19 protein-coding genes are annotated in these 19,946 nt (G+C 68.2%); 5 read left to right on the top strand and 14 right to left on the bottom strand.

Annotated features, from left to right (window positions below):
• Nucleotides 1-361: 361 nt before the first annotated feature.
• Both tyrS and AU072_RS19215 read right to left on the bottom strand, forming a co-directional pair.
• Nucleotides 362-1,636 (bottom strand): tyrosine--tRNA ligase, encoded by a 1,275-nt coding sequence (tyrS, locus tag AU072_RS19220; RefSeq protein WP_064415279.1) that lies wholly within the window; start codon nt 1,634-1,636, stop codon nt 362-364.
• An 18-nt stretch (nt 1,637-1,654) separates the two neighbouring features.
• Nucleotides 1,655-2,266 carry a DNA-3-methyladenine glycosylase gene (locus AU072_RS19215; protein ID WP_064415278.1) on the bottom strand — a complete coding sequence of 204 codons (612 nt, stop codon included), beginning with the start codon at nt 2,264-2,266 and terminating at the stop codon, nt 1,655-1,657.
• 85 nt (nt 2,267-2,351) lie between these two features.
• Here AU072_RS19215 and AU072_RS19210 point away from each other — a divergent pair, with 85 nt between their 5' ends.
• The 3 genes from AU072_RS19210 to AU072_RS19200 are packed head-to-tail and all read left to right on the top strand — an operon-like array spanning nt 2,352 to nt 4,497.
• Nucleotides 2,352-3,125 (top strand): ABC transporter ATP-binding protein, encoded by a 774-nt coding sequence (locus AU072_RS19210; RefSeq protein WP_064415277.1) that lies wholly within the window; start codon nt 2,352-2,354, stop codon nt 3,123-3,125.
• Nucleotides 3,050-3,877 carry an ABC transporter permease gene (locus tag AU072_RS19205; RefSeq protein ID WP_082680942.1) on the top strand — a complete coding sequence of 276 codons (828 nt, stop codon included), beginning with the start codon at nt 3,050-3,052 and terminating at the stop codon, nt 3,875-3,877. Before AU072_RS19210 ends, AU072_RS19205 begins: the two co-directional genes overlap by 76 nt.
• Nucleotides 3,878-3,882: 5 nt before the next feature.
• A complete protein-coding gene (locus tag AU072_RS19200) occupies nt 3,883-4,497 on the top strand; it encodes a TetR/AcrR family transcriptional regulator (protein WP_064415282.1) in 615 nt (204 codons plus the stop codon).
• Here the strand turns inward: AU072_RS19200 and AU072_RS19195 are convergent.
• The 3 genes from AU072_RS19195 to AU072_RS19185 all read right to left on the bottom strand — a co-directional run bounded on the left by AU072_RS19195 (nt 4,480) and on the right by AU072_RS19185 (nt 8,342).
• A complete protein-coding gene (locus AU072_RS19195) occupies nt 4,480-4,704 on the bottom strand; it encodes a Trm112 family protein (RefSeq protein WP_174523791.1) in 225 nt (74 codons plus the stop codon). The genes AU072_RS19200 and AU072_RS19195 overlap by 18 nt on opposite strands.
• Nucleotides 4,704-5,249: a hypothetical protein gene (locus AU072_RS19190; RefSeq protein WP_064415274.1), complete on the bottom strand. Its 546-nt coding sequence runs from the start codon at nt 5,247-5,249 to the stop codon at nt 4,704-4,706. Before AU072_RS19190 ends, AU072_RS19195 begins: the two co-directional genes overlap by 1 nt.
• Before the next feature lie 102 nt (nt 5,250-5,351).
• Nucleotides 5,352-8,342 carry an acyl-CoA synthetase gene (locus tag AU072_RS19185; protein WP_235629923.1) on the bottom strand — a complete coding sequence of 997 codons (2,991 nt, stop codon included), beginning with the start codon at nt 8,340-8,342 and terminating at the stop codon, nt 5,352-5,354.
• 75 nt (nt 8,343-8,417) lie between these two features.
• On the opposite strand from AU072_RS19185, the gene AU072_RS19180 reads away from it, so the two are divergent.
• Both AU072_RS19180 and AU072_RS19175 read left to right on the top strand, forming a co-directional pair.
• On the top strand, nt 8,418-10,178 hold the full coding sequence (locus AU072_RS19180) for an ABC-F family ATP-binding cassette domain-containing protein (RefSeq protein ID WP_064415272.1): 1,761 nt from the start codon (nt 8,418-8,420) through the stop codon (nt 10,176-10,178).
• 9 nt (nt 10,179-10,187) lie between these two features.
• Nucleotides 10,188-10,634 carry a hypothetical protein gene (locus AU072_RS19175; RefSeq protein WP_133147300.1) on the top strand — a complete coding sequence of 149 codons (447 nt, stop codon included), beginning with the start codon at nt 10,188-10,190 and terminating at the stop codon, nt 10,632-10,634.
• A 7-nt stretch (nt 10,635-10,641) separates the two neighbouring features.
• Here AU072_RS19175 and AU072_RS19170 read toward each other — a convergent pair whose 3' ends face one another.
• The 9 genes from AU072_RS19170 to argC all read right to left on the bottom strand — a co-directional run bounded on the left by AU072_RS19170 (nt 10,642) and on the right by argC (nt 19,944).
• Nucleotides 10,642-11,517: an alpha/beta hydrolase gene (locus tag AU072_RS19170; RefSeq protein ID WP_064415270.1), complete on the bottom strand. Its 876-nt coding sequence runs from the start codon at nt 11,515-11,517 to the stop codon at nt 10,642-10,644.
• Nucleotides 11,514-12,926 carry an argininosuccinate lyase gene (argH, locus tag AU072_RS19165; protein ID WP_064415269.1) on the bottom strand — a complete coding sequence of 471 codons (1,413 nt, stop codon included), beginning with the start codon at nt 12,924-12,926 and terminating at the stop codon, nt 11,514-11,516. The genes AU072_RS19170 and argH overlap by 4 nt, the downstream gene beginning before the upstream one ends.
• A gap of 109 nt (nt 12,927-13,035) precedes the next feature.
• Nucleotides 13,036-14,238, bottom strand: a complete 1,203-nt coding sequence (locus AU072_RS19160) for an argininosuccinate synthase (protein ID WP_064346272.1) — start codon at nt 14,236-14,238, stop codon at nt 13,036-13,038.
• Entirely contained in the window at nt 14,238-14,732 is a 495-nt protein-coding gene (locus tag AU072_RS19155; protein ID WP_064346271.1) for an arginine repressor, read from the bottom strand. The genes AU072_RS19160 and AU072_RS19155 overlap by 1 nt, the downstream gene beginning before the upstream one ends.
• On the bottom strand, nt 14,729-15,664 hold the full coding sequence (gene argF, locus AU072_RS19150; protein ID WP_064415268.1) for an ornithine carbamoyltransferase: 936 nt from the start codon (nt 15,662-15,664) through the stop codon (nt 14,729-14,731). The genes AU072_RS19155 and argF overlap by 4 nt, the downstream gene beginning before the upstream one ends.
• Nucleotides 15,661-16,842: an acetylornithine transaminase gene (locus tag AU072_RS19145; protein WP_064415267.1), complete on the bottom strand. Its 1,182-nt coding sequence runs from the start codon at nt 16,840-16,842 to the stop codon at nt 15,661-15,663. Before AU072_RS19145 ends, argF begins: the two co-directional genes overlap by 4 nt.
• Complete coding sequence (gene argB, locus AU072_RS19140; RefSeq protein WP_064346268.1) at nt 16,839-17,711, bottom strand: acetylglutamate kinase; 873 nt, start codon at nt 17,709-17,711, stop codon at nt 16,839-16,841. Before argB ends, AU072_RS19145 begins: the two co-directional genes overlap by 4 nt.
• Nucleotides 17,708-18,913 carry a bifunctional glutamate N-acetyltransferase/amino-acid acetyltransferase ArgJ gene (argJ, locus tag AU072_RS19135; RefSeq protein ID WP_064415266.1) on the bottom strand — a complete coding sequence of 402 codons (1,206 nt, stop codon included), beginning with the start codon at nt 18,911-18,913 and terminating at the stop codon, nt 17,708-17,710. Before argJ ends, argB begins: the two co-directional genes overlap by 4 nt.
• Nucleotides 18,910-19,944: an N-acetyl-gamma-glutamyl-phosphate reductase gene (gene argC, locus AU072_RS19130; protein WP_064415265.1), complete on the bottom strand. Its 1,035-nt coding sequence runs from the start codon at nt 19,942-19,944 to the stop codon at nt 18,910-18,912. The genes argJ and argC overlap by 4 nt, the downstream gene beginning before the upstream one ends.
• Nucleotides 19,945-19,946 lie beyond the last annotated feature (2 nt).

Below are 19,946 nucleotides of genomic sequence, written 5' to 3'. Positions count from 1 at the left end.
AAAACAGGGCATGGCAAAAAACAACAACAAACAAAAACCACCAAACACACTATTGAGTTCTCAAACAACACACCCGCACGGCCGCGCCACTAGCCCGCGGCTTTGAAGCCGCGTACTCGTAGTGCGGACGCTCAGGAACCCACCGAAGTGGGATTTCCCTCTGGGAGTCGCCGCGCTCTTCGGGCTTGGCCCGTGTCGCAGCGACGAGTCCATAAGTTACGTGAGGGAAAAGTAGGAGTCAAATGGCCTGATAGAACGGGTTTTTCATCTCGATACCCGTCACGCGCACCGCAGTGCGTTGGCTCCCACCGAGCTGTTCAACGCTTCCCCGCCCGCTGTTGTTCCCGCAGCCTTCGAACCCTCAGGCAACCCGTTCGATGCCCGCGATGTTGCGCTTACCGCGACGCAGCACCAGCCATCGGTCATGCAGGAAGTCGGTGGGCTGTGGAACCCACTCCTCGCTGTCGACCCGGGCGTTGTTGACGTAGACGCCGCCCTCGCCGACGGTGCGTCTCGCGGCACCTTTGCTCGGCGAGAGCCCACTGGCCACGAGAAGGTCGACGATGGTGTCGGGCCCGCCGGGCTTCAGCTGCGCGACAGCGGCCTCGCGCAGCGCCGCGCCCAGCGTCGGCTCGTCCAGCTCTGCCAGTTCGGCCCGCCCGAAAAGGGCCTGGCTTGCGTGCTCGACGGACCGCGTGGCCGATTCGCCGTGCACCAAGGTGGTGAGCTCGCGCGCCAGGCGCCGCTGCGCGGCACGTTCATGGGCCCGCTCCGCGGTCGCCTGTTCCAGTTCGGTCACCTCGGCGGGCGATAAGAAGGTGAACCAGCGCAGATACCGGACGACGTCCGCATCGGCGGTGTTGATGAAGTACTGGTACCAGGCATACGGGCTCGTCATATCCGGGTCCAGCCACAGGCTGCCGCCGCCGGTCGACTTACCGAACTTCTTGCCTTCGGAGTCGGTCACCAACGGGGTGGTCAGGGCGTGAACCATGGCCCCGTTCTTCTGGCGGACCAGTCGAACGCCGGCGATGATGTTGCCCCACTGGTCGGAACCGCCGATCTGCAGAGAGCAGTCGAACCGCCGGTGCAGCTCCACATAGTCATTGGCCTGCAGCAGCATGTAGCTGAACTCGGTGTAGGAAATGCCCTCACCCTCGAGGCGGCGCCGGACGGTGTCGCGGTCGAGCATGACGTTGACAGAGAAGTACTTGCCGACGTCGCGCAGGAACTCGATCGCCGACAGCGGCCCGGTCCACGACAGGTTGTTCTCGATGACGGCCCCGGTCTTGGTGTCGTCGAATTCGACGAAGCGCTCGAGCTGCCCTCGGATACGGTCCGCCCACTCCGCCACGGTGTCGGCGGTGTTCAGCGTGCGTTCCCCGGTATCGCGAGGGTCGCCGATCATTCCGGTGGCACCGCCTGCCAGAACAATGGGCCGATGGCCCGCCTGCTGGAAGCGGCGCAGCGTCAACAGCGGGATGAGATGGCCCGCGTGCAGGCTCGGGGCCGTCGGGTCGAAGCCCGAATAGACGGTGACGGGCCCGGCCGCAAGGGCCTCGGCCAGCGCGTCACGGTCGGTCGATTGCGCGATCAGCCCGCGCCATTCCAATTCGTCGAGGATCGACGTACCCATTCGTGCGATCTTTCCGTACTAGTCGCTTTCTCCTGGAGCCGGTGCCCGTGGGCTCCGCCGATACGCCGACACCTCGGGCCGGCCTGCCAGCCAGAACCGCCAGGGACGGTCGGCGGCCTTGCTCACGCCGACGCGCGGGCCTTCGTCGGCAGCGTGCCGTTCCCCGAGCGTCAACTGGATCGGGCTGTCCGGGTCGAAGATGTCGATCCCGTTGTCTTCCATCGTGATTCCGAGCGCCGAGCACAGGTTGCCCGGCCCGCGAGCCAGTGCGGCGGGACGGACCGACTCGCCGCGGCGGGCATGTGCGGCGCTCAGGCCGGCCTCGATGGCGGCGGCCCGCAGCAGCACCGCGCCCGCGACGCCGTCCGTTGCACAGACGACGTTGGCGCAGACGTGGATGCCGTGGCTGCGGTAGGTGTACAGCCGCCCCGGCGGACCGAACATCACGCGGTTGCGCGGTCCGGGGCCGCGGTAGGAATGGGCCGCGGCATCGGGCCACGGTCCATCTGGCGGCCCGCCGTAGGCCTCGACCTCGACGATCTTCGCGCTAACCCCGCGCGCAGTGAGGTCGGCGCCGAGTAGTCGGCGGGCGGCGGTCAACGGGTCGACCGACAAGAGTTCAGCGGTCAAGGTCGACCAGGCCTTTTCGATTCATCGTTCGCGATCCTACGGAGAACCCTTGACACGCCGGGGCGACGCGAGGATATTTCATCGCATGGTGACTTCATCGAATGATGAATTACTGGACGGCCGTGTCACCCCCGCGGTCGAGATCGAGAATCTCCGGGTCATCCGCGGTGATCGACTGGCTGTCGATGACGTCACGGTGGCGATCGCACCCGGCACGATCACGGGCCTGCTGGGTCCATCCGGATGCGGGAAGACGACGCTCATGCGAAGCATCGTCGGCACCCAGATCGTCGATTCCGGCACGGTGTCGGTGCTCGGGAAACCGGCCGGCTCGGCCGACCTACGTCACCGCGTCGGCTTTGTCACCCAGACCCCGACGATCTACGACGACATACGGGTCATCGACAACGTCCGCTACTTCGCCGCGCTGTACGGCACCGGACCCGACTCCGCCGACGACGCCGTGACCGCCGTCGGGCTCACCGACCATCGAACCGCGCTGGGCGCCAACCTGTCCGGAGGGCAACGAACCCGGGTCTCGCTGGCGTGTGCGTTGGTTTCGCATCCCGATCTGCTGGTGCTCGACGAACCGACCGTAGGCCTCGATCCGGTCCTACGCGTGGAGCTTTGGGCCCATTTTCAGAGCCTGGCCTCGCGAGGCACCACGCTCTTGGTGTCGAGCCACGTCATGGACGAGGCCGATCACTGCGGCGAGTTGCTGCTCATGCGGGAAGGCCGAGTGCTGGCCCACACGACGCCCTCGCAACTACGAGAGGACACAGGATGTCAGTCGCTGGAGGAAGCGTTCCTGTCCGTCATCAAGCACAGCACCGCAGCCAGCGCAGCCGGCGCCGGCTGAGTCCGCAGGCGTACCTGGCCACCACCGGTCGCATACTGCGCCAACTCGCGGCCGATCACCGCAGTGTCGCGATGATCCTCATCGTGCCGAGCGTGGTCATCGCGTTGCTGTACTTCATGTTCCAGAATCTCCCGCATCCGCCCGGGGCGCCGAGCCCGTTCAACACCGCCTGCCTGATCATGCTCGGTCTGTTCCCGCTGATCCTGATGTTCCTGATCACCTCGATAACGATGCAGCGGGAACGGGTTTCGGGCACCTTGGAGCGGATCCTGACCACTCCCCTGCGCCGGCTCGACCTGCTGGCGGCGTACGGCACCGCGTTCTCGCTCGCAGCCGCGGCCCAGGCGACGATCGCGTGCATCGTGTCGTACGCGTTCCTCGGCCTACACACCGAAGGCAGCCCCGTGTGGGTCTTCGCGATCGCGATCATCAACGCCGTACTCGGAGTCGGGCTGGGTCTGCTGTGTAGCGCCTTCGCGCGCACCGAATTTCAGGCTGTGCAATTCATGCCGCTGGTGATCGTCCCCCAGCTTCTTCTGTGCGGGATCATCGTGCCGCGCGCCATGCTGCCGGAGTGGCTGCAGTGGATCAGCAACGTGTTGCCGGCAAGCTACGCTCTGGAGGCACTGCAACAGGTCGGGGCATACGCCGAGCCGACGTTCACCGTGGTGCGCGACGTCGCGGTGGTCATCGGTTTCGCGATGGCCTCCCTCTGCCTGGCGGCGGCCACGCTACGACGAAGGACACCGTGACAACGTTGACCACCAACGCCGAACGCAAGCGGCCGGGACGACCGCCCGGCCCGTCAGACACCCGTGAACGAATTCTGAACAGCGCACGGGAGTTGTTCGCGCGCAACGGTATCGACAAGACCTCGATACGCGCGATTGCCGCTGCCGCTGGCGTCGACCCGGCGCTCGTACATCACTACTTCGGAACCAAGACCCAGCTGTTCGCCGCCGCGATCCACATTCCGATCGATCCCATGCAGGTCATCGGCCCGCTGCAACAGGTTCCCGTCGAAGAGATCGGCCGCACCCTGCCGTCTCTTCTACTGCCGCTGTGGGATTCGGAACTGGGTAAGGGTTTCATCGCCACGCTGCGGTCGATCATCGCGGGCAACGACTCCTCGCTGGTGCGGTCGTTCCTGCAGGAGGTGATCGCCAGAGAAGTGGGCTCGCGCGTCGACGATCCGCCGGGCAGTGGACCGGTCCGCGTGCAGTTCGTCGCCTCGCAACTGGTCGGCGTGGTGATGGCCCGCTACATCCTCGAGCTCGAGCCGTTCAAATCGCTGCCGGTGGACCAGGTCGTCGAGACCATCGCGCCCAACCTGCAGCGCTACCTCACCGGTGAGCTACCCGGCTTCACCTGATGCGCGGTCCAGCATCCGTTGATGCTCGGCATCGTCGGTGATCTCGACGGCCTCGTCGATCAGCAGCACCGGGATGCCGTCGTCGATGCGGTACGCCCGGCGCAGCCTGGGGTTGTAGAGGTATTCGCCGCCGATGAGCAACAAGGCGCCCCGGTCCTGCGGGCAGACTAGGATGTCGAGCAGTTTCTCGTCGAGGGCCACGGCGATCAGCCGGCCGGGACGGGTACGGCGGGTGTGACGGGAATCCCGGCGATGGATCCGCCGCCGGCAGCGGCTTGCTGCGCGGCGCGCGCCTGCATCTTGCGCTGGTGGGTGATCGTTTCTTTGAGCGCTTCGACGAGCGGCGTCTGATTCGGCCGGTCCTCGAGGGCCTCCTTGAGTGCGACGGCGTTCGCGTTGGACGGGCGGAAGCCCAGCCGGCGCAGCTTGACCGCGTCGTCGATCAGCACGGAGACCTGGCCACCGCCGTCGCCCTGCCGGTACTCCTCGTGGATCATCTGCAGCACCTGATCGGCGTTGACCCTGGGCGCGGACTCCTCGGCTCTGTTGCAGTCGTCACCGGTGCACGGGGTCTTCGGGCCGTCGGCCTGGGGCTCGGGCGCCTCGGATTGAACGGTCGGTTCGGCGGGCTGCGCCGTCGCCGTCGGACCTGCGACACCGGTCAGCAGACCGACCGTCAACACGCCGCCGGCCATACCGCCGATGACGATGCGACGCCAGATGTCGCGCGGGCTACCGGTTCGCGATGTCATCAATCCTCCAGCTCGGTGGCGTGGCGGCCGGACCGCCGACGTGCCGCAAGCGGGAGCCTAACAGCGCTCGGTCCGGGTGGCAGGTCGTCGTGACCGCCCCCGCTACTGGCCTTCGGCCATTTCGGCACGGACCGCCACGGTCAACCGCTTGTACCGATTCGTATCGGGGTCCAGGTACCACGCGTTACGCGACGGCTTGGGAATGCCCTCGGCCCGCAGCGGGCTGACCAGCGGCCGGTACGACGCGCTGAGCGTCATCCTCGGCACCACGTGGACGATGTCGGGCGGCTCTCCCACCGCCAGGTCCGCGAGCGCCTCCGACAGGTCGGCAGACGGAATGCTGCCGCCGGGGCGCAACTCCAACGCTGTGATGGCCAGCTGCCGTCCGTTGGCCTGCACTCCGTAGGTGACCGAGAGGTTGACCGCCCCGAGGCAGCCGACCGCATCGTTGACGGTGGATGCGTAGACGCAGCCGCGGTCGGTGTGGATGACCAGTCCGCGGCTGTCGACCAGCCAGTAGTCGCCGTCGTCGTCGCGGCGGAACAGGTACTCCGTGGACACCCACGTGTCGGCCGGGGCGAACACCCCTCGCTTGATCGAGGCGGTCGGGTCGACGGGGCCGCGTGGTCGCGCGAGCAGCACACCGACCTCGTTGGTCTCGGCGCGACGGACGAAGCCACGGTCGTCCTCCAGGATCAGATCCTCGGAGGGGTCGTAGGCGGCCAGCGCCAGTTCGCGGCTGCCCGGTAGCGGACGGCCCTTGCTGCCGATTTTCGCGCCGGACACGTTGGCCAGCACGGCCTGTCCATCCGTGGTCGCGAAGAACTCGACAACGAGGGCGGGTTCGAAAATCTCGACGACGCGCTTCCACAGTCCGGTCGGCATGCCGGAACCGATGAACAGCCGCACCGGGTGGCTGCCGTGCAGCGAGAACGACGGGTCATCGATGACGTCGCGCAGCATCGCCCAGGTGTAGCTGACGACTGTCACCCCGTACTGGCGGAGCTCGTTGAGGAACCGGTCGGGCCGCAGGCTGCGCGACAACGCGATCCGCGAGCCGCCGACGGTGGCGCCGCCGATCGCGACCAGCAGGCCGGACTGGTGGTGCAACGGCGTCAGGCAGTACACGGTGTCGCTGCGGCTGAGGTTGGCCGCCGACGCGGTGCCGAACGCCGAGATCGCCCACCGTGCGTTGGTGATCTGCCGGGCGACCAGTTCGCCGCCGGCCGAGCTGAACCCGATGAAGGCCAGGTCGCGGGCCAGACCCGGATTCGGCCGGTACCACCCCGGCAGCTCGACCGCGTCCGGATCGATCTTCTCCATGTCGATGACGTCGCTGTCCTCGGGCACGTCGAGGTCGCGCGCCTCACCGCCGCCCAGCACCAGCACGCGCATGTCGAGTCGCCGGGCGGCCTCGAGATGGCTGGGGTCGGCGATGATGTCCGACACCGAACCGAGACGGGCAGCGGTGGGCAGATCGGCGTCAGGCGGCATCAGCACCGCGACCGCACCCAGTCGCGAGAGCGCGGCGATCGCCACCAGCGCGCTGGGGCGGGTTTCCATCAGGACGCCGACTCGTGCGCCTTGGCGTACCCCGACCTCGATGAGGCCGCGGACGACGTTGTTGATGCGCCGGTCCACGGCTTCGTAGGTGTGGACTCGACCGTCGAACAGCAGGCAGTCGCCGCGCGGGAAGTCGCGTGCCTGTTCGGACATGATGCGGCCGAACGAGATTCGGGTGTGCTCGTTGATCTGGCCGAGCCGGGCCAGGCGCGGCAGCGTGCGCGCCGTTTCGACGGCCAGGGCCCTGGCCGACTTGTTGGCGCTCACCACGGCATCGGCCGCCGAGCGGGCCAGGGTCCATGCCATCTCCGTGGCGGCGGCGGTGCCGTGCGCAAGGCGCGAGCTCAGCGAAACACCGGTCTCGTTGGGTTCGGCTGGCTGCAGCGCCATCGGGTTGACGCCCTCGGGCCGCTCACCGGAGCCGTCGAGCCACTTGACCCACTGCGCCACGGCCGGCCACGTCTGGGTGGACGCCTTCGATCCGACAACAAGCCCGAAATGGCCTGCGCGGATGAGGAATTCGTAGACATCAGCCTTCGGGGCGGCGCGCTTGATGCCGCGCACGGAGGCCGGCTGGCCGATGTCGTCGACCTCGCCGACCACGGCCAACACCGGGCATTCGATATCGGACAGCGTGACCAGATCACCGTGAATCGAGAAGCCGCCGCTCATCATCCGGTTGTGCGCGATGAACTGTTTCAGCAACTCGGCGATCGCGGGCCCCGACCACGCGATCCAGCCATCGGAGGCCAGGAACCGGCGTTGCTGCTCGCGGGGCAGCAGGGCTTCGCGATCGTGCAGCTGACGCAGGAAGTCGATGCGCGACTGGGCGGTCTTGATCGGGTCGAGCATCTGGAAGCCGGTGCGCGCCAGCCAGCCCGGGATGTCGATCCGGCTGAACACATGGTCGGCCATGAAATCCGCGGCCGCGGGCGCGACGCTGGCCGGCAGATTCATCGGCAGCGCGGCCAGGGTGTCGACCGGTGAACCGAACGCGATGATGCTCGCCAGATCCTTCGACCGGCGGTAGGCGGCGACCTGATAGGCGAACATCCCGCCCTGCGAGTAGCCGGCGAGGTGCACGTCGCGCCCGGTGACCTCTTTGACGGTGTCGATGGCCTCGCTCAACGCGACGACGTGGTCGGCCAACGTGCGTTCCATACCGCCTTCGACCTTGTCGGGTGAGCCGAAGTCGATGACCCACGGGTCGATGCCCGCGGTGTGCAGGATGCCCACGGCGCCGTCGTCGCGGGTGACGTCCCACATGTCGGCCGACATCATCATCGGATGCACCATCAGCACGGGCGGGCCGGGCTGCTTGGTTCCCGGCCTCGTATCGGGCGGGAAGTAGCGTCGCAGCCGGTACATCGGGACGCTCTGGATGATCTGGAACGGCGAGGGTACGGCGCCCGTCTCCAGGCCGCCGTAGCGCAGCACCTCCAGCCCGTTCTGGGCGGTCGCCACCAGTCGTCCGACCGGCTTGGTTATCGCCGACAGGTCCACACCGCACGCTCCCCTTCTGGCCGCCATGAAAACCCCCGAAATGGCCGACGTCATCATGGCACAGGGGCCCGGCCGGCAGGGCCGACCTATCATCGGCGGCTGATGGCGAACCTGATCAATGTCGAGCGCGCAACCGTCGGCTACGGCACCCGCACATTGCTCGATGCGATCAGCCTGGGAATCGACGAAGGCGACGCGATCGGTGTCGTCGGGCGCAACGGCGACGGTAAGACGACGCTGCTGCAGATCTTGACGCTCACCCGCGAGCCGGATTCGGGCCGGGTGACCCACACCTCGGGGTTGTCGGTGGGCTACCTGCGCCAGAGTGACGACTTCGCCGCCGACGCCACCGTGCGCGACGTGATCGTGGGCGGCCGTCCCGATCACGTCTGGGCCGCCGAAGCCGAGACCCGTGACGTCGTCTCGCACTTGTTGGCTGACGTCTCCCTCGACAGCGCGGTCGGTCGGCTCTCCGGCGGGGAGCGCCGCCGGGTGGCACTGGCCGCGGTGTTGATCGCCGGTCATGACGTCCTCGTGCTCGATGAGCCGACCAACCACCTCGACGTCGAGGTGATCGGATGGCTGGCCGCCCAGCTCAATCGGCGACGGGCCAAGGCGCTGGTGGTGGTGAGCCACGACCGCTGGTTCCTCGACGCGGTGTGCACCAGAACGTGGGAGGTCCACGACGGTGCCGTTGATGGATACGAAGGTGGATATGCGGCCTACGTGCTCGCGCGGGCCGAGCGGATGCGCCTGGCGGCCGGCGCCGAGGCGCGCAGGCAGAACCTCATGCGCAAGGAGCTGGCGTGGCTGCGGCGCGGACCACCGGCGCGAACGTCGAAGCCGAAGTTTCGCATCCAGGCCGCGAACGAGTTGATCGCCAACGAACCGCCGCCGCGCGACTCCCTGGTTCTGCAGCGGTTCGCCACAACCCGGCTGGGAAAAGACGTGTTCGACCTGCACCGGGTGCGGCTGGAGGTCGGCGACACCGTGGTGCTGGACCAGGTGGACTGGTCGATCGGACCCGGTGCGCGGATCGGGCTGGTCGGAGTCAACGGCACCGGCAAGACGTCGGTGCTGCGACTGCTGGCAGGTGAGCTCGCTCCGACGGCGGGCACGATCAAGCGGGGCGCAACGCTCAAGATCGGCTACCTCAGCCAGGCGCTTGCCGAACTCGACGGCGACGACCGGGTGCTCGACGCGGTCGAGGACCGGCGAAGGATCACCCAACTGGCCGGCGGGGGCGAAATCAGCGCCGACACCTTGCTGCGGGACTTCGGGTTCACCGGCGACAAGCTGACCACGCGGATCTCCGAGCTTTCCGGTGGTGAACGACGCAGGCTGCAGTTTCTGCGGTTGCTGCTTGAGGAACCCAACGTGCTGCTGCTCGACGAACCCACCAACGACCTCGACATCGACACGTTGACCGTCATCGAGGACTACCTCGACGGCTGGCCGGGCACGCTGATCGCCGTCACCCACGATCGCTACTTCCTCGAACGGGTCTCCGACGTCACCTACGCCCTGACCGGGGGCGGCCGCTGCGATCTGTTGCCCGGCGGGATCGAGCAGTACCTGGCCGACCGCGCGGCGGCGGCGTCACCACCGCCTGCACCGACGGCGGGTGCGCAAGGTGAAACGGCGTCGGCGCGGGAGCGGCGCACCGGTAAGGAGATGGCGCGCATCGAGGGGCAGCTCGAAAAGCTCGAGTCGCGCATCGCCGAGTTGCACTCGTCGATGGCCGAGGCGGCCGCCGACCACGTCCGGTTGGGTGAGCTCAACGCCGAGCTCCGGGAGCTGTTGAACCGCAAGGAATCTCTTGAGGAAGCATGGCTGGCCGCCGCGGAGGGCTCGACGTCGTAGCGTGGTTGTATGGCAACCAGAACGAGTGCTGTCACCGCGCTCGCAGGGGCGGCCCTGCTCCTGCCGGGGTGTGGCTCGACCAGCGAACCCCAGTCGACGGTGACCGTCACGGAGTCCACCCCACTTTCGAGCAGGCCCGCGGGCGACCAGACTGTGCCGCCGCAGACGGGAGGTGCCGCCCCCGCCCGGCCGGCCCGCGACCAGTGCGTCCGCCTCGACCCCGCGCCCGACGGCCGGTACCAGGTGTTCGACGCGGGGACGGCGGTGGTCACCTTCGCCGACGGTCGCCTCACCCTCGAATCGGTGACCCCGGCGGAGGGTTGGACGCATCGCGTCGACGATCAGCACCCCGAGGAGGTCGAGATCTCGTTCCGCAGAGGAACCGAGGACCTCGACCTGGAGATCGAGGTCGATGACGGCCGTGTCGAGGTCAGCATCTGCAACGACGACGACTGACGCGCGGCTAGCCGAGGGCCCGGTCCAAGAACGCGATCTGGTCGGCGATCACTCGCCGCCGGACGTCGTCGCGGTAGAAGTCGAAGTGGGCGAGGTCGTAGGCCTGCAACTCGCCTCGGGGTGCGAGTTCGGCAAGCCGGCCCGCGTCAGCCTCCTGAGTTTCCTTGTCCCGCTTGCCGATACACACCAACACGGGCGCGCGCACGCGTGGTGCGTGGTCGCCGGGTTTGTAGCGCATCATCGCGAACAGCGCCCGCGGTGCGACCTCGTTGCGCCAGGTCGGGCTCTGCATACCGTCGATGGTCTGCTGCGCCTCGGAACTGGCCATGACCGCGAGCTCACCCGGTTCTCCCACCGCTTTGATGTACGCGGGTGATGCGCCCAGAGCACCGCGGACGGTGTCGGCGGTCATCGCCCACAGCAACCGCAGCGTGGCCGCCGTCGACCGCCCCTCGACTTTCTTCGGGAATCCGTTGAACGGGATCTGGGCGATCACCGCCACGATCCGCGGGTCACGTGCCGCCGCCGTGACGACGTGGCCGCAGCCGAGCGAAGTGCCCCACAACACGATGCGGTCGGGGTCGACATCGTGACGGCCACGTGCGAATGTGACGGCCGCGGCGATGTCATCAAGTTGGCCGCTGATGTCGACCAATTGCCTTGGCTGACCGCCGCTTTCGCCGAAGTTGCGGTAGTCGAACGTGAGGGCCGCGTAGCCGGCCTCGGCGAAGCTCGTCGCGTTCGCCGTGAACGCCGGGGTGTCCTGCGTACCGCCGAAACCCTGGCACAACACCACACAAGGACGGGGTTCGTGCTGTCCACCGCTGTAGAGGTGGCCGACCAGAGTCGCCGCACCGGAGCTGAATTCGACGCGTTCGGTCATCTCCTCAACAGTAGCCGCAACCGGTCGGCGGTCTCGTGTACAGCGCCGAGCTGCCGGGCGACCTGGGTCGGTGCGGTGCCGCCGCGCGCGTCGCGGGAGTCCACCGACCCTTCGACGGTCAGGACCTCGCGCACCTGCGGGCCGAGTTCGGGATGGATTGCGACGAGTTCGGCGTCCTCGAGTTCTTCCAGCCCGATGCCGCGCGCCTCGGCGGCGCGCACCGCGGCACCCGCGGCCTCGTGCGCCACCCGGAACGGCACTCCCCTGCGCACAAGCCATTCGGCGACGTCGGTGGCCAGGGTGTAGCCCAGCGGGGCAAGCTCGGCCATCCGGTCGGTATCGAAGCGCAGAGTGCCGACCAGCCCCGCCATCGCCGGCAGCAGGAGTTCGAGCTGCGCGACGGAGTCGAACACCGGTTCCTTGTCCTCCTGCAGGTCCCGGTTGTAGGCCAACGGTTGCGCTTTGAGCGTCGCCAACAAACCGGTGAGGTTGCCGATCAACCGGCCGGCCTTACCGCGGGCCAGTTCGGCGATGTCGGGGTTCTTCTTCTGCGGCATGATGGAGCTCCCGGTCGACCAGGCGTCGTGCAGGGTGACGTAGCCGAATTCGGTTGTGCTCCACAGGATGATGTCTTCGGCCAGCCGGGACAGGTCGACGCCGATCATCGAGAACACGAATGCCGCCTCGGCGGCGAAGTCCCGCGATGCGGTGGCGTCGATCGAGTTGTCGGCGGCGGTGTCGAAACCGAGATCCTCGGCGATCGAGTCGGGGTTCAGACCCAGCGACGACCCGGCCAGCGCGCCGGACCCGTAGGGCGACACCGCGGCCCGCTTGTCGAAGTCCGCAAGTCGGTCCACATCGCGCAGCAACGGATGCGCATGCGCCAGCAGGTGATGCGCGAGCAGGACGGGTTGGGCGGACTGTAGATGCGTCTTGCCCGGCATGATCGCGGTCGGGTGCGCGGCCGCCTGGGTCGCCAACGCGTCGACGACCTGCAGGGCGCCGTCGGCGACACGCCTGATCGCGTCGCGCAGCCACATCCGAAACAGCGTGGCCACCTGATCGTTTCGCGACCGGCCCGCCCGCAACCGGCCGCCGAGCTCCGCGCCCACGCGGTCGATCAGGCCGCGCTCGAGGGCCCCGTGCACGTCCTCGTCGGTCACCAGGGGTTCAAAGCTGCCGTCGGCCACGTCGGCGGCCAGGCTGTCGAGCCCCGTGAGCAGCCCGTCGCGCTGATCGTCGGTCAGCAGCCCGGCGTCGTGCAGGACCTGCGCATGCGCTTTGGACGCCCGGATGTCGTAGGGGGCGAGCACCCAGTCGAAGTGGGTCGACTTCGACAGGGCCGCGAGCGCGTCGGACGGTCCGTCGGCGAACCGCCCGCCCCACAGCGAACCTTCGTTCGTGCTCATATCAGGTCACTCACTTCGGCGCGAGAGACCGCGTTTGTCCGTGTGACAACGGCGTGTCGGCGGGCAGGCACGGTCGCTCGCGGTGGTGGTGGTGGTGGGTGGCACTTACTCACTCGATGCCCAGGTCCCGGCGGGCAGCGATGCTCGATGACAGACCGTGGATCTGCACGAAACCGCGGGCCGCCGACTGGTCGAACGTATCGCCCTCGTCGTAGGTGGCGAGGTTGAAGTCGTAGAGCGACTCGGCGCTGCGACGGCCGTTCACCGCGATGTGCCCGCCGTGCAACACCAATCGGATCTCTCCGGTCACGTGCTCCTGGGTCTTGGCGACGAACGACTCGAGCGCGGTCTTGAGCGGCGAGTACCAGAGTCCGTCGTAGACCAACTCCCCCCACTTCTGGTCGGTATGCCGCTTGAACCGGCCCAGTTCCCGCTCCAGCGTGACGTGCTCGAGTTCGGTGTGCGCGGTGATCAGCACCATCGCGCCTGGCGCCTCGTAGATTTCGCGGCTCTTGATGCCGACCAGCCGGTCCTCGACGACGTCGAGCCTGCCGACACCCTGCTCGCCGGCCCGGCGGTTCAACTCCTCGATCGCCTGCAGCACCGTCACCGGGCGGCCGTCGATCGACACCGGCACTCCGCGTTCGAAACCGATGATCACCTCGTCGGGTGTGCTCCAGTTGACCGTCGGGTCCTCGGTGTAGTCGTACACGTCCTTGGTGGGCGCGTTCCACAGATGCTCGAGGAAGCCGGTCTCCACGGCGCGACCCCAGACGTTCTGATCGATCGAGAACGGTGAGCGCTTGGTGACGTTGATCGGGATCGCGTTCTCCTCGGCGAACGCGATCGCCTTCTCTCGCGTCCACGCGTAGTCGCGCACCGGCGCGAGCACCTTGAGATCCGGTGCCAGCGAGGCGAACCCGACCTCGAAGCGGACCTGGTCGTTGCCCTTGCCGGTGCAGCCGTGCGCGACGGTGCCGCCGCCGTGCTCGCGCGCCGCGGCGACCAGATGTTTGACGATCAGCGGTCGGCTCAGCGCGGAGACCAGCGGATAGCGGTCCATGTACAGCGCATTCGACTGGATCGCGGGCAGGCAGTACTCGTCGGCGAACTCGTCGCGGGCGTCGATGACGACGGCTTCCACGGCGCCGCAGTCGATTGCGCGCTTGCGGACGACCTCCATGTCCTCGCCGCCCTGGCCGAGGTCGATTGCGACGGCGACCACCTCGCGCCCGGTCTCCTTGCCGATCCAGCTGATCGCCACCGAGGTGTCCAGGCCACCGGAATAGGCCAGGATGACGCGTTCGGACATCAGCAGGTCTCCTTTTGTCTAATGCTCTCGAGTTTCGTTGCCAGTTCGGCGCCGGTCATCGGCTCACGTGCGACGACCAGGATGGTGTCGTCGCCGGCGACGGTACCGACGACGAACGGGAGTGCCGCGCGGTCCATCGCGCTGGCAAGGTAGTGCGCGGCCCCGGGCGGGGTGCGCAGGATGGCCAGGTTGCCGCTGGCGTCGGTGGACACGAGCAGCTCGGCCAACAACCGCGACATCCGTTCGGTGCCACCGGATACGCCGCGCACGGGGCTGCCGTCCTCGGGGACGATGTACACGCCGACGCCGCCGTCGGCACCGCGCAGTTTCACCGCGCCGAGTTCTTCCAGGTCGCGCGACAGCGTGGCCTGCGTGACCTCGATGCCCTCCTCGGCCAGCAGGGCGGCCAGTTCGGTCTGGCTGTGCACCGACCGCGACGACAGGATCGCCACGATGCGGGCCTGCCGCCCGGCACGAGTCGCTGCTGAAGTCACTTCGCCCGCTCCAGCAGCCACACCAGCAGTGCCTTCTGCGCATGCAGGCGGTTCTCGGCTTCGTCCCACACCGCGCTCTGCGCCCCGTCGATCACATCGTCGGTGATCTCCTCCCCGCGGTGTGCCGGAAGGCAATGCAACACAACGGCATCGGCGGCGGCGCGGCCCAACAGGGCCTCGTTCACCTGGTACGGCCGGAACGGCCCCACCCGGTCCAGGCCGTCGTTCTCCTGGCCCATCGACGTCCACGTGTCGGTGACCAGCACGTCGGCACCCTCGGCGGCGGCGTCGGGGTCCTCGGTGACCGTGACGGTCGCACCGGTCTCCGACGCCCGCTTCTGCGCGGCGTCGACGAAATCCGGATGCGGTTGGAAGCCTGCCGGTCCCGCGATCGTCACGTCCACGCCCGCGGTGACACCACCCAGCATCAGCGAATGCGCCATGTTGTTGGCGCCGTCGCCGAGGTAGGTCATCCGCAAGCCGGCCAGCCGGCCCTTGCGCTCGGCGAGGGTCTGCAGATCGGCCAGCACCTGACACGGGTGGAACTCGTCGGAGAGCGCATTGACGATCGGCACGCTCGCACCTGCCGCCATCGCGGTCAGTCGGTCCTGGGCGAACGTGCGCCACACGATCGCCCTGACGTACCGCGAGAGCACCCGGCCGGTGTCCTCCAACGTCTCATCGCGGCCCAGCTGAGTGCTGCGGCCGTCGACCACCACGGCATGCCCGCCCAGTTGGGCGATGCCCAGCTCGAACGAGAACCGGGTCCGGGTGGAGTTCTTGTCGAAGATCACCGCCACTCCGTGCGGGCCCTCCAGCGGACGGCGGCTGAACGGTTGGGCTTTCAGCTCGGCCGCCAGGGCGAGGACCTCGGCCTGCTCGCCGGGGCTCAGGTCGTCGTCGCGCAGGAAGTGCCGGATGGTTGCGGTCATGACGCGGCGCCTTTGTCGAGGACGGCGGGAAACGCGGCGAGGAAGTCGTCGACCTGAGCGTCGCTGATCACCAGTGGCGGGGCCAGCCGGATCACATCGGGAGCCGCGGCGTTGACCAGGAAACCGGCGTCGCGGGCCGCGGCCTCGACGGCTTTGGCGGCCTCGGCGGTCAGCACGACGCCGAGCAGCAGGCCGCGGCCGCGGACGTGGTCGACCAACGGATGCCCGAAGGCCTCGATGCCCGCCGACAGGGTCTTGCCGAGCACGTCGGCGCGGGTGATCAGGTCGTCGTCGGCCAGCACGCGGAGCACCGCGAGCGCGGCGGCGGTGCAGACGGGATTGCCGCCGAACGTGCTGCCGTGCAATCCGGGCGTCAGCAGCTCAGCGGTTTCGCCTGTCGCGATACATGCGCCGATCGGCAAACCGCCCCCCAGGCCCTTGGCCAGGGTCACGACATCGGGGGTGATCCCGTCGTGTTGGTGCGCGAAAAACGCTCCGGTGCGCCCCATTCCGGTCTGCACCTCGTCGAGCACCAGCAGCGCGTTGTGCCGCGCGGTGATCTCGCGGGCCGCGACGAGGTAGCCGGCGGGCGGAACCACGACCCCGCCTTCGCCCATGATCGGCTCGAGGAACACCGCCGCGGTTTCGTCGTCGACCGCGGCTCGCAAAGCATCGATGTCGCCGTAGGGCACATGGGTCACCTCACCCGGCAGCGGCGCGAACGGCGCCTGCTTGGACGGCTGACCGGTGAGCGCGAGCGAGCCCATCGTCCGACCGTGGAAGGCGCCTTGCGCCGCAACCAGTTTCGTGCGCCCGGTGAGGCGGGTGATCTTGAACGCGACTTCGTTGGCCTCGGTGCCGGAGTTACAGAAGAACACCTTCGCCGGGGCCGACGGGCCCGAACCGAGAAGCCCGACCAGCGCTTCGGCGAGCGCGACACCGGGTTCGGTCGCATACAGGTTCGACGTGTGACCCAGCGTGTTGAGCTGAGCGGTGACGGCTTCGATCACCCCGGGGTGCCGGTGGCCCAGGATGTTGACCGCGATGCCGCCGAGCAGATCGACATAGGTCTTGCCGTCGACGTCGGTCACCACCGCACCATCTCCGCTGGACAACGCCAGCGGCGGGGTGCCGTAGTTGTTCATCATCACGGCCTGCCACCGCTGCAGCAGAGTCATGAGCGCACCACTTTCGTCCCCGTCCCCTCGTCGGTGAGCAGTTCGACCAGCACGCAGTGCTCGACGCGGCCGTCGATGACATGCGCGCTGGGCACACCACCCGCCACCGCGCGCAGGCACGCCTCGATCTTGGGCACCATCCCGGCCTCGAGCGTCGGCAGCATCTGAGTCAGTGCGGCGGAGTCGATCTCGCTGACCAGCGACCCGCGGTCGGGCCAGTTCGTGTACAGGCCCTCGACATCGGTGAGCATGAGCAGCTTCTCGGCGCCCAACGCTTCGGCCAGCGCCGCGGCCGCCGTGTCGGCGTTGATGTTGTGCACCACCCCGTCGACGTCCGGGGCGATGGTCGACACCACCGGAATCCGCCCTGCGGCAATGAGATCCAGCAGCGATCCGGCGTTGACCTTTTCGACGTCGCCGACCAGGCCGATGTCGGTGGCCACACCGTCGACGGTCACGCTGCGCCGCACCGCGGTGAACAACTGGGCGTCCTCGCCGGTGACCCCGACCGCGTACGGCCCGTGGGCGTTGATCAATCCGACCAGTTCCCGGCCGACCTGACCGAACAGCACCATGCGCGCCACATCGAGTACCTCGGGCGTGGTGACCCGGAACCCACCCTTGAAATCGCCTTGTATTCCGAGTCGTTTGAGCATCGCGCTGATCTGGGGACCGCCTCCGTGGACGACGACGGGATGGACGCCGCAGTTGCGCAGGAAGACCATGTCGGCGGCGAACGCGGCCTTGAGCACGTCGTCGGTCATCGCGTTACCGCCGTACTTGATCACGACGATCTTGCCGTGCAGTTGTTTGAGCCACGGCAGCGCTTCAGCCAGAACCTTGGCCTTGATCGGGGTTTCGACGCTCATGAGCTGTACGCGGAGTTCTCTTCGACGTAACCGTGCGACAGGTCGGTGGTGCGGATGGAGGCCTGCGCCGACCCGTCACCGAGGTCGATGGTGACGGTGATGTCGGCCCCGGAGAGATCCACGTCGCGCGAACCTGGCTGCGGCGCCCCGTCCCGCCAGACCGCAAACCCGTTGAACGACACCGTGACGCGCTCCGGATCCACCTTGAACGGCGCCATGCCGATGGCCGCCAACACCCGGCCCCAGTTCGGGTCCGAGCCGAACAGCGCGGTCTTGACCAGGCTGTCGCGCGCGACGATGCGGGCGCCGAGCAACGCGTCGTCCTCGGACGCCGCACCCGCCACCGTGACGACGATTCGCTTCGTCACGCCCTCGGCGTCGGCCTGCAATTGCTGACACAGGTCGTCACAGACCCGCAGGATCGCCTCGTCGAGTTCGCCCTGGCTGGGGGTGATCGCGCTGGCGCCGGACGCCAGCAGCAACACGGTGTCGTTGGTCGAACAGCTGCCGTCGACGTCGAGGCGGTCGAAGGTGCGCGCGGTGGCGCGAGTCAGTGCGGTCCGCAGTGCGTCCGAACCGGCGACGGCGTCGGTGGTGATCACGCACAGCATGGTGGCCAGTGACGGGGCGATCATGCCTGCGCCCTTGGCCATTCCGCCGACGGTCCAGTTGTCGGCGTGGTGCAGCGCGACCTGCTTGGGCACGGTGTCGGTGGTCATGATGGCCCGGGCGGCCTCCTCGCCGCCGGTGAGTCCACCCGACAGTTCGTGCACGATCTCGGTCACGCCGGGGAGCACCTTGTCCATCGGCAGCCGGTCGCCGATCAGCCCGGTCGAGCAGACCGCGACCTCGATCGCACCGGTTTCGGTGCCCCAGTCGCTCAACGCCGCCGCGACCGCCTCGGCGGTGGCATGGGTGTCCTGGAAGCCTTGCGGTCCGGTACAGGCGTTGGCGCCGCCGGAGTTCAGGATCACCGCGCGCAGGCGGCCGGTGGTGAGCACCTGTTGGCTCCACAGCACCGGAGCCGCTTTGACCTGATTGCGCGTGAACACGCCCGCGGCGGCGTAGTCGGGTCCCTCGTTGAACACCAACGCCAGATCCAGCGCCCCGGAAGCTTTGATACCGGCGGCGATTCCGGTGGCCCGGAAGCCCTCGGGGGCGGTGACGCCCTGGGTGCGAAGCAGCCGTGTGCCGTCCGTCACGGCGCCACGCCCACGATCGAAAGGCCTTCGGTCTCCGGCCAGCCCAGCGCCAGGTTCATCGACTGCACCGCCGCCCCGCCGGTGCCCTTGACCAGGTTGTCGATCGCGGCGACGGCGACCAGTGTCTTCGCGTCGTCATCCAGCGCGACGGCCAACTGTGCGGCGTTGCTGCCGAGCACCGAACCCGTCTTCGGCAGCTGCCCTTCCGGCAGCAGGTGGACGAACGGCTCGGCGTGGTAAGCCTTTTCGTAGGCGGCGCGGATCTCCGAGAGCGGAGCGTCGGTGCGCGCGGTGCAGGTGGCCAGGATGCCCCGGGACGTCGGGATGAGCACCGGCGTGAACGAGACGGTCACGTCCTTGTCAGTGACCGCGCGCAGCCCCTGGGCGATCTCGGGTGTGTGCCGGTGCTTACCGCCGATGTTGTAGGCCCGCGCCGATCCGATCACCTCGGCGCCCAGCAGATCGGGCTTGGCGGCACGGCCCGCCCCCGACGCGCCGCTGACCGAGACCACGGTCACGGCCGGCTCGATGAGGTCTTCTGCCAGCGCGGGCCACAGCGCCAGCAGGGCCGCGGTCGGATAGCAGCCGGGCACCGCGATGCGCTTGGCGCCGCGCAGCCGGTCGCGCGCACCCGGTAGCTCCGGCAGCCCGTAGGGCCAGCTACCGGCGTGTTCGGATCCGTAGAACCGCTCCCACGCCGCGGCGTCGGTGAGCCGGAAGTCGGCGCCGCAGTCCACGATCACGGTGTCCTCGCCGAGTTGTTCGGCCAGCTGAGCCGAATGCCCGTGCGGCAAACCCAGGAAGACCACGTCGTGACCGCGCAGCACGTCTTCGTTGGTGGCTTCGAGCACGCGGTTGGCCAGCGGCAACAGGTGCGGATGGTGCTCGGCCAGCGAGGTGCCCGCACTCGCCGCTGCGGTCAGCGCACCGATCGTCAGTCGGCCGTCGGTGTAGGCGGGATGACCGAGAAGGAGGCGTAGGATCTCACCGCCGGCGTATCCGCTGGCGCCCGCTACCGCGACTGAAACCATGC

The sequence above is a fragment of the Mycolicibacterium novocastrense genome, assembly GCF_001499835.1.
In the GTDB taxonomy this organism is placed as follows: domain Bacteria; phylum Actinomycetota; class Actinomycetes; order Mycobacteriales; family Mycobacteriaceae; genus Mycobacterium; species Mycobacterium novocastrense.
Note: the sequence above shows the minus strand (reverse complement) of the source record. Positions and strands in the feature narration are given on the sequence as shown.